Here is a 13,449-nt window from a genome sequence, read left to right as displayed (position 1 = left end):
TTATTAATCTAAGAAAATATACGATGCAAGACAAGGTGGAGCCATAGTCAACTATGGCTCCACCTTGTCTTTTTTTGCATTGAAAGGGGAAAATTATGTTTATTATACAAATTGTACTCGTTTTATTTGCTACTAAACTTGCTGGCCATCTAGCTGCGAGGCTAGGTCAGCCATCTGTTTTAGGAAAAATCCTTGTAGGGATTATTTTGGGACCCGCTTTATTGGGGTGGATTCATGAAACTGAATTATTAACGACATTTAGTCAAATTGGTGTGCTGTTATTGATGTTTTTAGCAGGACTTGAAACAGACTTACACGAGATGAATAAAAATAAGAAAGCTGCCATTTATGTAGCATTTGGTGGAATTATCCTGCCAATCATTTTAGGGTATTTAGGATCTCAATATTACGGAATGTCAGTGGGTGAATCCATTTTCATTGGGTTATTACTATCTGCAACATCTGTTAGTATTTCGGTTCAAGCATTACGAGAACTTGGCTGGTTAAACAGTAAAGAGGGTTCTACGCTACTTGGAGCTGCGGTATTAGATGATATCGTTGTTGTGATTCTAATTGCGATTGCAATGAGTGTGTTTGCAGGATCTGATACGAATATTGGGTTACTCATTGGGAAGAAAATTTTATTCTTTGTGGTGTTAATTTTAATTTCGAAATGGGTCATTCCACACTTCATTCGCTTATTTACGAAATTCAAGGTAACGGAGTCTGTACTAAGTGCGGGGTTAATTATTTGCTTTGGTTTGTCTTATTTTGCAGAAATTTTAGGTCTTGCAGGCATTATCGGTGCATTCTTCGCAGGAATTGCAATTGCTCAAACAAAATATAAAAAAGAAATTGAACATAAGGTAGAGCCAATTGCATATGGCATTTTTGTTCCATTCTTCTTTGTAAGCATTGGGTTAGCTGTTTCATTTGATGGAATTGGAGATCAAATAGGGTTTATTTTAATCTTCTCGATTATTGCCATTGCATCTAAATTTATAGGGTCCGGTGTTGGTGCAAAATTAGCAGGGTTTACTACAAAATCATCAATGGGTGTTGGCGCGGGAATGGTATCTCGTGGAGAAGTGGCATTAATTTTAGCGGCAATGGGATTAGAAAGTGGCTTACTACCAGCTAATTACTATACTGCAATGATTATTGTCGTGATTGTCACAACGATTGTGACGCCACCATTATTAAAATTAATTTTTGGCAAACGTCATACAGAGGAAACATCAAAATAATAAATAGGTAGATAGTTTAGTATGGTATACTTTAAAAGTACTTTATCACTAATTGCAAGATACAGCATAGCGAATCCGCTATGCTGTATTTTTTTGCCCTTTTTTCAAATTTCATCGCCCACTTATCAAGTCCCTCTTTTGCCACCACAGGCTAACTTTAGGAGCTATTACAGTTTTAAGACCACAAAAACATAAAACAGGTGAAGCTACACGAATGTATGCTTCACCTGTTTGTATGTTAAATTGTCCAATTAATTGGACAGCCCTAACACGATTATTTAATTACCCCTAATTCACGACCTACTTTTTCGTAAATTGCTAATGCGTCATCTAACATTTCCTTTGTATGCGCTGCTGTTGGCATATTGCGCACGCGACCTGTCCCTTTAGGAACTGTTGGGAAGACGATTGCTTTCGCGTATACGCCCTCTTCGATTAAACGTTTCGAGAAATTCTGCGTTAGCTTCTCATCACCAATAATACATGGTGTAATTGGTGTTTCTGATGCACCAATATTAAAGCCTAATTTCGCTAAGCCTTCTTTTAAATAATGGCCATTTTCCCAAAGTAAATCATGCAGTTCTGTTGATTCCATAATCATTTCAACCGCGCGTGTAATTGCCGCTACATCACCTGGTGGTAACGCTGTTGAAAATAAGAATGGTCGAGAACGAACTTTTAACCAGTCGATTAAGTTTTTCTTTCCTGCTACATAACCACCGACAACACCGATTGCTTTTGATAATGTACCGATTTGGAAGTCAATTTCATTTTGTAAGCCGAAATGCTTCACTGTGCCCGAACCTTTACCTGTTACGCCTGAACCATGCGCGTCATCTACGTAAGTGATTAAATCGAATTCTTTTGCGATTTCTACGATTTCAGGTAATTTTGCAATATCCCCGTCCATCGAAAATACGCCGTCTGTAATGACCATTACTTTATTGTAAAGACCTGATTCCTTGGCTGCTTTTGCTTTTTCGCGTAAATCATTCATATCAGAGTGGGCGAACGGTATAATTTTCGCTCTTGATAAACGACAGCCATCAATGATCGACGCATGGTTTAATGCATCAGATAAAATCGCGTCGTTTTTATCCATAACAGCTGAAATCGCCGCCATATTACAGTTGAAGCCTGATTGATAACTAATCGCTGCTTCTGTACCTTTAAATTTTGCGAGTGTTTCTTCTAATTTTACGTGTAAATCCAGTGTTCCGTTAATTGTACGAACGGCACCTGCACCCACACCGTATGTATCAATTGTTTTTTGGGCAATTTTCTTTAACTCATCATTAGTTGCTAAGCCTAAATAGTTGTTTGATGATAAGTTCACTAACTTTTTGCCTGCAACTTGAATAATCGGACCGTTTGCACCTTCTACAGGGTCGATTTCATTGTATAAACCTTGCGAGCGTAACGCGTCTAAATTTTCATCTAAAAAAGTCGTTAATACGTTTGACATGCTGTTCATCCTTTCGATTTCAAGGTTAGCCCCATTTTAGCATATTGACAGAAATTTTCCGCATTATTTCTTTATGTAAGTGGCTCTCCAATAATTTGTTCAAGCTTCTGTTTAAAGTAAAATAATGATGGCTGAATAATGTAGCCAGTGCCGAGCGCTAAAATGACCGTTCCAATACCGACTGGACCACCAAGTAACCACCCTGCAGCTGCGGCAAATACCTCCATCACCATTCGTCCTGTTTTGACTGAATAACCCTTGCTCGCAATAATCATCATCACGGTATCACGGGGACCCGCACCAAGACTTGCCGCGATATAAAGACCACACCCTACGCTCATCACCAAAAAGCCTGCTACAAAATATGCGAGTTCAAAGCCAAATGCATGTACTTCTGGTAACAGCCAGTTAAACACATCAATAAATGAGCCAATTAATAGCATATTTAATAAAGTCGCTAACTTCGGAAACCTTCTTAAATAAAGCGACGTCGTGCAAATAATTAAAAGTCCCGTTAAAATCGACCAAGAACCAATTGTTAATCCAAATTGTTTAAAAAGACCAATATGGAAAACATCCCACGGGCCTGTGCCGACGACATTTCCTTTAATCGTCATCGTAATGCCAAGTGACATGACGATTAACCCTACAAAAAAGCTACCCCACTGCCATTTAAATTTTTTCGACATAGCAAACCTTCTCTCTCTATAACCTACATAGTAATTGATGCAAATTGTGCGTGGGCTGCTTTTGCTAAATCGATTGGTGAAAGCTTGAGTTGCATACCGATTTTTCCAGCACTCACGAGTAGATAATCTAGTGTTTCCGCAGCTTGCTCGATATACGTTGGGAATGGTTTTTTCATGCCAATTGGTGAACACCCCCCGCGCACATAGCCCGTTAAGCCAAGTAATTCCTTTACCGGAATCATTTCAACTTTTTTCTCACCAACTGCTTTTGCCGCTGCTTTTAAATTAAGTTCCGCTGCGACTGGAATAACGAATACAAAATAGTGTCCTTTACCGGCTGTGGCGATTAATGTTTTATATACATGTTCTACTGGCTGTCCAATTTTGTTGGCAACCGTAATGCCATCTACTGCTCCACCGTCTTCTGTTGTATATTCAAATACTTCATGCGGGATTTTTTGTTGCTCGATTAAACGCACCGCATTGGTTTTTGCCTGCTTTTTCGCCAAGACATTCACTCCCTATTCTTTCAACTTTGTAAACAGTATACACTGCCTTAGTTGGGAACAAAATAAAAACTCGCCCAAAGTTATTTGAGCGAGTCGGTACATTATGCGATTTGAGAAAATATTGGTTCATATACCGGACGATAGCCGTTTTTCACCATCGCGACATGAGAGTTATATTTGGTTGCGGCATTATTAAAGGTCCGTTTAAATAAGAGCTTTTCTAAATCTTGACCAAATACCGTTTTCTCCTGTGGATCACGAGCGAAATCTTTTTCAAAGCGCTCTGGCATCGTAAATGTTAAATCTTCCTCTGCATGCGGTGCCAATTCCTCTAGTTCTTCAACTGGTTCGCCGGTTTTTTCGGCGCGTACTTGTTGAAGTTGTGCTGAGGCACTTGCTGCGACACGTAAATCTTGAGGTGAAGGTTGTGCAGGTGCTAATGCTGCCTGGCGTAATTTTTCTAGCAGTGCACCCGTGTCATCCGATTCTTCGTTACTAATTGGCATTGCGCTTGCAACGGCAACTGACCCATTGACTCCTGTTACTTCATTTTCAGTTTCAGGGGCAATGACGTCTTTATTCGTTTGCTGTAGCTGTCCATTAATACTAGGCTGCTCAAAAAATCGTTCTCTTACTTCAACTGATGATGCTTGAGTTTCTTTACGGACAGCTGCATCTGCCTCGTGTAAATCCTTTTCCGTTTTACCAGAAAGTAAATTTTCAAGCGCTTGAAGCATTGGATTTTTACTTGCATCCGCATATTTGGCATGCTTTTTGTAAACATCTCCAACCTCTTTGCGTTGAAGTGAGCGTTTTCTTTCTTCAAAATCTGGACTCATTTGATGCAACAAGCTAGCGACTTTCATATCATTCACCTCTACTTTGTTCGTAATCTATTAATATTTACGTTGTATTTATATGTTAATATCGGGGAAAGACGCAAAATATTCATTAATTGTTCATATTTAAACCTTTATTACTATATAAAAAGTAATTTGTACCTATAAACATTTCCAAATATTCATAATTACTATTAAATACCCGAGATGATTTAACAAAAAACATTTTCACCGTTATTTACAGAGAATTTTTTGGGGCAAAAATACGCTTTAATCGATAAGTTCCATCTTTTCTAATACAAAAGGGATGTCCTGTAAGTTTGAAGCTTACGAGACATCCCTTCTTTTTATAGTACTTAATTAATCAAACTTCATCCCTTTTAATAGGTCAGCAAAGGCATTATTAATCGGTTCTTCCTCTTTTTGCTGTTCTTTCATGAACTTTTGAACACTGCGCTTATCGACCTTGCCGCCACCTTCTTTTTTACGGCGTGCTTCAAAGGCAGATAGTTTTTCACGGTGACCACATTTACATACGAAAATTTGCCCATCACCTTGTCCGTGTAGCTCAAGCTTTTTCTTACATTGTGGACAGCGAGCATTCGTTACGCGTGATACGTTTTTACGGTGGCCACATTCACGGTCTTGGCACACGAGCATTTTGCCTTTTTTGCCGTTCACTTCTAGCATTGGTTTCCCACAATCAGGACAAGACTTCGTAGAAATATTATCGTGTTTGAATTTTTTATCGCTCTTTTTAATGTCTGAAACGATTGCTTGTGTATGTTGCTTCATTTCATTAATGAAAGTTTCTTTTTTCAGTTTACCATTAGCAATTTGCTCTAGCTTTTGTTCCCATTGAGCCGTTGTTTCAGGTGATTTTAATTCACTTGGTACTAAATCAAGAAGCTGACGACCTTTTGATGTAATATGAATATCTTTTCCACGTTTTTCGATTAAGAATGAGTTGAATAACTTCTCAATAATATCCGCGCGCGTGGCAACTGTTCCTAAACCACCAGTCGATTTTAATGTATCAGCTAACTGTTTGTTTTGTGTGTCCATATACTTTGTTGGATTTTCCATTGCTGTTAGTAATGTTGCCTCTGTAAAGCGTGCAGGTGGCTTTGTTTGACCTGAAGTTTGGGCAATCAAATTCGTTTTTAAGATTTGCCCCTTTTCAAGGCGAGGTAGTAATTGTTCTTTCACCTCTTCGTTTGATTCTTCATCATCAAAACGATTTGAATAGACTTCTTTCCAACCCGCAACAAGGACTGTTTTCCCACGTGCGATAAATTTTTCTTTGCCGATTTGTGCTTGTAATGTTAATTGCTCGTACTCGTAGGCTGGGAAAAGTACCGCTAAGAAACGTTTTACGACTAAATCATAAATTTTACGCTCTTTATCAGTAAAGTTTGCGAAGTTCACATATTCCTCAGTTGGGATAATGGCGTGGTGATCACTTACTTTGCTATCGTCAACGAATGATTTGTTCGCTTTGATTGGCTTTGTTAACACTTTATTGGCGTGTGCGCGATATTCTCCAACACCACAAGCTTTTAAGCGCTCTGGTAAAGTACCTACGATATCTGAAGAAAGGTATCGTGAATCCGTACGAGGATACGTCAATACTTTATGAGACTCATATAATTTTTGCATAATATTTAATGTTTCTTTTGCTGAATAGCCGAATATTTTGTTGGCATCACGTTGTAATTCTGTTAAGTCATAAAGACCTGGCGAGAATGATTTCTTCGGCTTGCGCTCGATATCAATTACTTTAGCGTCTTGATTTTCAAGAGAATGAACGATTTCATCCACTTTTTCTTTATTGAAGCTACGTGAATTACCGTTTGCATCTTGCCATGTTAATTTAAGTTCTTTTGTTTGTGCTTCAATGCCGTAATACGTTTGGGCTTTGAAATTTTTTATTTCATCTTCGCGTGCAGCAACCATTGCGACAACCGGTGTCTGAACACGCCCCGTATTTAATTGTGCATTGAACTTTGTAGAAAGTGCGCGACTTGCATTTAAACCGATATACCAGTCTGCTTCACTACGAGCTACTGCTGCTTGATAAAGATTTTCATAGGCTTTCCCTGGCTTTAAATTTGCAAAGCCTTCTTTAATGGCTTTATCAGTAACAGATGAAATCCATAAGCGTTTAATGGGTTTGTTTACTTTTGCACGGTCAATAATCCAGCGTGCTACTAATTCCCCTTCACGCCCAGCATCGGTAGCAATAATAATTTCATTCACGTCTGCACGTGTCAATTGAGATTTTACTGCATTATATTGTTTGCTCGTTTGTTTAATTGTCATTAACTTTAAGCGTTCTGGAAGCATCGGTAGATCTTCTAAATTCCACTTTTTATACTTTTCATCATAGCTTTCTGGATCTGCTAATGTCACTAAATGCCCTAGCGCCCAAGTGACGATATATTTGTCTCCTTCTAAAAAACCATTTCCTTTTTTAGTACACTTCAGCACATTGGCAATATCGCGCGCGACTGAAGGTTTTTCTGCTAATACTAAACTTTTAGCCATTGTTTACACCCTTTCATAAATCCTTGTGTTTACTATAGCATAGAAAATTTTGTTGTATCTGCTTTTGGAAATGCAAATAAAAATAGCCTGTGAATTTTTCATCACAGGCTGTTTAGCATATTATAGTTTGAAGTGATTTACTTCATTTTGTAGTTGTTCTGCAAGTTCAGATAAAGAATGTGCATTGTGAGAAATTTCCTCTGTCGCAGCTAACTGTTCTTCTGTTGCAGCACTTGTATCACCTGCTGTATCAGCAGTTTGAGTAGCCAACTGTTGAACATGACTCACGCTTTCTGTTACAGAGCCAGTCATTGCTTGAATTTCCTCTACTGCTGCGGAAACAGATTCAACACGGAACACGACTTCACCAATACCTGTTTCGATATTTTTGAATACGTGTAAAGATTCTGTTGTTTTGTTCATTCCAACATCGACTTTTGTACCGCCTTCAACGATTGTTTTCGTTGCTTGGCTTGAAGTTTGTTGAATTTGCTCTACCATACTACCAATTTCAGTTGCTGAATTTTTCGATTGCTCTGCTAACTTACGAACTTCATCAGCTACAACTGCAAAGCCTTTACCATGCTCACCAGCACGTGCGGCCTCAATCGCTGCATTTAATGCTAGTAAGTTTGTTTGGTCTGCAATATCAGTAATTAAACCTGTAATATTTTGAATGCTATTTGAATGTTGCTCCATTGCTCGCATCATTTCAGTTGTTTCAGTAAATGTCTCATGGATTGTCTCCATTTGATCAACAACGTTTTTAATCGATGTTGCCCCTTTATCAATTAACGTTTTAACTCCATTTGTGGCTTGAAGCATTTGCTCATTATCGCCTGAAATTTGATCAATACTTGTACGTAATTCATTCATCGACTCAATCGAAGAATTCATATAACGAGCTTGTTCTGTACTTGTATGTAATTGATTTTCTGCCGATGTTGCAACCATTTGAGAAGAAGCTAAGCTTTCTTGAGAACTTGCTGAAAGTTCCTCTGCATTTGCTGCTACTTGCATTGATGAATCACTAACACTAGCAACAATATTACGTAAGTCCTCTAGCATGACATTAAAGCTTTTCGCCATGACACCAATCTCATCACGGTTTTTAATTTGAAGTGGTTCAATTGTTAAGTTACCTTTTGCAATATCACCAAGAGCCGCTGTCACTATGCCAACTGGTCTTGAAATATGTCTGCTCATGAGATATGAAATACCGATTGCTAAAATAATTGCAATAATCGTTAAAATAACCATCGTCGTTATTGCCGTTTTTTGGAAAGCGTTTATCTCAGCACGTGTTTTTGTGATATTTTGCTGCTGTAATTCAACGATTTCATCGATAATTGTTAATACGTCACTATTTAAAGTCATAGATGTTGCTTGAGCAGCAGACATATCTTTTCGACTTTCTTTTAACTCTACTATTTGATTATTTGAATCGAATAATAGTAATGTTTTTTCTTTTAAATCCTCTAAAAGCTTAAGAGAGGCTTCGTCAGTGCTTAATGCAATCAGTCCTCTTGCAGCAGTTGACCCGTTCTCGATTTCTTTCTCCATTTCTTGTTTTGCTGTTGCCTTATTAATCGTTACAAATTCTAATAAATTGGTTGCTAAATCTTTCTGTGCAACTTCCAAATCACGAGCAAAGTTAATACGTGCAACATCATTATCCAATACTTCTTCATATCGGTTTTTTACACTATTAATCGCAATTGAGCCGACCGTGTTGATAATTAGTATTAATACAATTGTAGCTGAAAATGAAAGCCACAATTTTTTTGAAATAGAAAACTTCACTTACTAGACCTCCTATAGATAAATTTTGGAATTTAATCACTATTGAAATTATAAACTTAATATAGTCTATAAGTCATCAAAATTTTCAAAAATAATTTAAATCTTTCTTACTAGAGTCTAAATTAGTTACATGAGATAACAAGTCAATCGTTAATTATAGGAAAATAATTACATTCTAATTGAAGATTTGTTTTTCCTACATTTATTTTTTGAATTTTCGGTGTTTAAATAATAAAAGTCGGTGGTACAATAAATAATAGATAAGAACAACTAAATAAAATCCCCGTTGATTTCACTTCATTTGTAAGAAAAATCAAAATTTTCATCACCATACACAGAAAATTTTGTAGACAGTTAAATGAATTTGTTATACAATAAGAGTAATTAAATTGCTTAAGCTGTTAACGATTATTCACATATTAAAAAAGTGAACGTCTACGCTCCCTTTTTTAATGTGTGAATTTTTTTATACATTTAGCAAATTAATTTAATTTATTTTTGGAGGTTTTCTCTCATGCAACAAGGTACAGTAAAATGGTTTAACTCAGAAAAAGGTTTCGGTTTCATCGAAGTTGAAGGCGGTAACGACGTATTCGTTCACTTCTCAGCTATCCAAGGTGAAGGATTCAAATCTTTAGACGAAGGTCAAAAAGTTGAATTCGAAGTGGAAGACGGTAACCGTGGACCACAAGCTACTAACGTAACAAAACTTTAATTCCAACGAATTAAGTTCAGATAGTTAGCTGGAAAGAGGCATACTCAAACGAGTATGCCTCTTTTTTTTATGCATTTAATTCGCCACTGGAGTGTAACATTGTAAAGCTTCTTTCATTAAATTCATTCTTTCTCTAATAAAGTTGGATATATTAAAGTGGTTATTCGGGTGTAGTCATTTGGCGGGTTCTTCGCACGCAAGCCGCACAGCCATGTTGCACATGTCTGTACGACTCGCCTTTGTGCTTCGTGAAAGACCCGCCAATACTTGGTGTATCCATTTTCCTTTTGCTTGTATTCACATGCTGGCGCTTACAGTGGTAGGCGCCAGTCTTTTTATTGGGTGAATCTTTTTATACAGTAGGGTTTATCATAGTGAATTCATCCTTTGTTATAGGGGTATTCGGGTGTTTCGTTTGGGCGGGCGCAGCACACATTCACAAAGCCTCTTACGGTCTTCTAATGAAAAGGTTATTCAGGTGTAGTCATTTTTGGCAGGTTCTTCGCACGCAAGCCGCACAGCCATGTTGCACATGCCTGTACGACTCGCCTTTGTGCTTCGTGAAAGACCTGCCAATATAAGGTGTATCCATTTTCCTTTTACTTATATTCACGTGCTGGCGCTTACAGTGGTAGGCGCCAGTCTTTTTATTAGGCGAATCTTTTTATAAAATAGGTAAAATTACAATGTATTTATTTATCATCTAAATACTGTGAACTCATTTATCTAGAGTTTTAGTAGAAAAGGCAATCCTGCCATTATAGAAAATGAAGGCATTGACAACTATTGAACCCTATCCGTATATTCATCCCTTTATAAAAAGAGAATCTGTGGCAGTCCCTTTCTCACTTAATTCAACGGACTCCTTTAAAAGTAAACGGCGCCTTTGCTCGCCAACAGCGCCGCACCTGAATACAAGCAAAAGTAGAATCGACTATCCTTTGATTTGGCAGGCCTAGCATACCGCAACAGTATCAGTAGTAGGGACACGTACCACGTGACCCTGCTGCTGATATGCGGTCGCCTGCCAAAATACGAAACACCTTCATAGAATATTTATGAAATTGACTAGCTCTGACAATCCCCTTGCTCAAAATTCAACGGACTCGTTTTAAAGAAAAACGGCGCCTTTGCTCGTCAACAGCGCCGCACCTGAATACATGTAAAAGTAGAATCGACTATCCTTTGATTTGGCAGGCCTAGCATACCGCAACAGTATCAGTAGTAGGGACACGTACCACGTGACCCTGCTGCTGATATGCGGTCGCCTGCCAAAATACGAAACACCTTAATAGAATATTTATTTGAATTTGACTAGCTCTGACAATACCTTCAGCCCACCAAATTCAACGGACTCGCTTTAAAAGTAAACAGCGCCTTTGCTCGTCAACAGCGCCGCCCCTGAATACATGCAAAAGCAGAATGGACTATCCTTTGATTTGGCAGGCCTAGCACAAGGCGCAAAGAAGAGTCGTACAGATATGTGCAACATATCTTTGCGACTCTGGCGCCCAGCCTGCCAAAACCCAATACACTTTCATAACATCTCTATTAGAAGATGACTAGTTTGACAATCCCTTCAACCCACAAAATTCAAAGGACTCACTTTAAAAGTAAACGGCGCCTTTGCTCGCCAACAGCGCCGCACCCGAATACATGCAAAGGCATAATGGATTACACTTTGATTTGGCAGGCCTAGCACAAGGCGCAAAGAAGAGTCGTACAGATATGTGCAACATATCTTTGCGACTCTGGGCGCCCAGCCTGCCAAAAACCGATACACTTTCATAACATCTCTATTAGAAAATGATTAAGCTCTGACAATCCTTTCAACCCATAAATTCAACAGACTCACTTTAAAGAAAAACGGCGCCTTTGCTCGCCAACAGCGCCGCCCCTGAATACATGCAAAAGCATAATGGATTACACTTTGATTTGGCAGGCCTAGCCCAAGGCGCAAAGAAGAGTCGTACAGATATGTGCAACATATCTTTGCGACTCTGGGCGCCCAGCCTGCCAAAACACGATACACTTTAATTACATCACTATTAGAAGATGATTAAGCTCTGACAATCCCTTCAACCCACAAAATTCAACGGACTCGCTTTAAAGAAAAACGGCGCCTTTGCTCGCCAACAGCGCCGCCCCTGAATACATGCAAAAGTAGAATTGACTATCCTTTGATTTGGCAGGCCTAGCCTAAGGCGCAAAGAAGAGTCGTACAGATATGTGCAACATATCTTTGCGACTCTGGGCGCCCAGCCTGCCAATACATGATACACTTTCATAACATCTCTATTAGAAGATGACTAGCTCTGACAATCCCTTTGCTAAATTCAAAAGCCACCACAAATTGTGATGGCCTTTTTTGTTTTATAAAATTTGCCCTAAACGCTTAATGCCCTCTTCAATTACTTCAGGTGTGGCATTTGTGTAGTTTAGGCGCATCGTGTTGACTTCAGATTTATTCGTATAGAATGGATTGCCTGGTACGAACGCTACCTTTTGATCCATGGCTTCATGGAATTTATCGAGTGCGTTGGCGCCATTTTCCATCGTTACCCAAATGAACATGCCGCCTTCTGGTTTTGTATAGGTTACATGCGATGGGAAGTATTTATCCATCGCTGCAAGCATCGTATCTGCTTGTGCTTTATAAAGTGCTGTAATTTTTTCAACATGGGCTTCATAGTCATTGTTTATTAAATAATCATGTAAAATATATTGTGCAAAAATGTTCGTATGAAGATCTGATGCTTGTTTCGCTGTTTCAATATGGTCTAATAGCTCATGGTTTTTCGTTAAAATATAACCTAAACGCATACCAGGTGTAACGGTTTTAGAAAATGACCCTAATACAACACTATTTGTCATTTTTCCAGCTGCGACATAAGGTAAGTGCTCGCCAGTAAATCGCAGTTCGCCGTATGGATCGTCCTCGATGAAAATAACATCCTCATCTTTAATTGCTTCATATATTTCTTCTCGACGTTCTTTTGTGTAAGTGAGGCCCGTTGGATTTTGGAAGTTGGGTACGGTGTAGACCATTTTGACATTAGGCTCTTTTAATGCCGCTTTTAGTTCGGCAACATTTATCCCTTCTGTCTCTAGTGTTACACCATGGAATGTTGGTTCACGTAAAGTGAAGGCTTGAATAGCCCCAAGATAGCCTGGCTCTTCAATAATAACCCCATCCCCTTTATTTAATAACACTTTTGAAATTAACTCTAACGCTTGCTGAGAGCCTGTTGTGATAAGTACGTCTTCAGGTTTAAAGTCTAAACCGGGTTGTTTTTTATTATATTTATCTGCAATATACTGACGAAGTGGTAAATAACCTTGTGTTGTTGAATATTGGAAAACCTTCGCTCCACTTTCATCAATCGCGTGTGTGACCGATTGCTTAATTTGCTCCATTGGAAATGAAATTGGGTTTGGTAAGCCCCCCGCAAACGAAATCACATCGTCTGCATCGGTTACTTTTAAAATGTTGCGAATGAATGAAGATGGTGTGTTTAAAATACTATCAGAATATTGCATAATCGATTCTCTTCCCTTATTTGTAATTTTCAAAATTTTATCATTTTATTTCTATACAAACAATAGGCATGTACCAATTTAAGTTGATACATGCC

General features: G+C 38.4%; 9 protein-coding genes. 2 read left to right on the top strand and 7 right to left on the bottom strand.

From position 1 onward, the window contains the following. Positions 1–95: 95 nt before the first annotated feature. A complete protein-coding gene (locus tag DCE79_RS01950; protein ID WP_108711450.1) occupies positions 96–1,247 on the top strand; it encodes a cation:proton antiporter in 1,152 nt (383 codons plus the stop codon). Between the two features lie 274 nt (positions 1,248–1,521). On the opposite strand, the gene DCE79_RS01945 is transcribed toward DCE79_RS01950, so the two are convergent. The 6 genes from DCE79_RS01945 to DCE79_RS01920 all read right to left on the bottom strand — a co-directional run bounded on the left by DCE79_RS01945 (position 1,522) and on the right by DCE79_RS01920 (position 9,099). After that, positions 1,522–2,712 carry a glycine C-acetyltransferase gene (locus tag DCE79_RS01945; RefSeq protein WP_108711449.1) on the bottom strand — a complete coding sequence of 397 codons (1,191 nt, stop codon included), beginning with the start codon at positions 2,710–2,712 and terminating at the stop codon, positions 1,522–1,524. A 71-nt stretch (positions 2,713–2,783) separates the two neighbouring features. Beyond that, positions 2,784–3,401 (bottom strand): YczE/YyaS/YitT family protein, encoded by a 618-nt coding sequence (locus tag DCE79_RS01940; RefSeq protein ID WP_108711448.1) that lies wholly within the window; start codon positions 3,399–3,401, stop codon positions 2,784–2,786. Positions 3,402–3,424: 23 nt separating this feature from the next. Next, positions 3,425–3,910, bottom strand: coding sequence for a Cys-tRNA(Pro) deacylase (gene ybaK, locus DCE79_RS01935; RefSeq protein ID WP_108711447.1), 486 nt, complete (start codon positions 3,908–3,910; stop codon positions 3,425–3,427). A 101-nt stretch (positions 3,911–4,011) separates the two neighbouring features. Further along, a complete protein-coding gene (locus DCE79_RS01930; RefSeq protein WP_135841911.1) occupies positions 4,012–4,749 on the bottom strand; it encodes a hypothetical protein in 738 nt (245 codons plus the stop codon). A 360-nt stretch (positions 4,750–5,109) separates the two neighbouring features. Then, on the bottom strand, positions 5,110–7,296 hold the full coding sequence (locus tag DCE79_RS01925) for a DNA topoisomerase III (protein WP_108711445.1): 2,187 nt from the start codon (positions 7,294–7,296) through the stop codon (positions 5,110–5,112). A 120-nt stretch (positions 7,297–7,416) separates the two neighbouring features. Beyond that, complete coding sequence (locus tag DCE79_RS01920) at positions 7,417–9,099, bottom strand: methyl-accepting chemotaxis protein (protein ID WP_108711444.1); 1,683 nt, start codon at positions 9,097–9,099, stop codon at positions 7,417–7,419. 514 nt (positions 9,100–9,613) lie between these two features. Here DCE79_RS01920 and DCE79_RS01915 point away from each other — a divergent pair. Beyond that, positions 9,614–9,814, top strand: a complete 201-nt coding sequence (locus tag DCE79_RS01915; RefSeq protein WP_108711443.1) for a cold-shock protein — start codon at positions 9,614–9,616, stop codon at positions 9,812–9,814. A gap of 2,373 nt (positions 9,815–12,187) precedes the next feature. Here the strand turns inward: DCE79_RS01915 and DCE79_RS01910 are convergent. Beyond that, positions 12,188–13,354: an aminotransferase-like domain-containing protein gene (locus tag DCE79_RS01910; RefSeq protein ID WP_108711442.1), complete on the bottom strand. Its 1,167-nt coding sequence runs from the start codon at positions 13,352–13,354 to the stop codon at positions 12,188–12,190. Positions 13,355–13,449: the final 95 nt, after the last annotated feature.

It is taken from the genome of Lysinibacillus sp. 2017, from assembly GCF_003073375.1.
Classification (GTDB): Bacteria; Bacillota; Bacilli; order Bacillales_A; family Planococcaceae; genus Solibacillus.
This window is presented reverse-complemented; position numbering and strand designations above follow the sequence as displayed.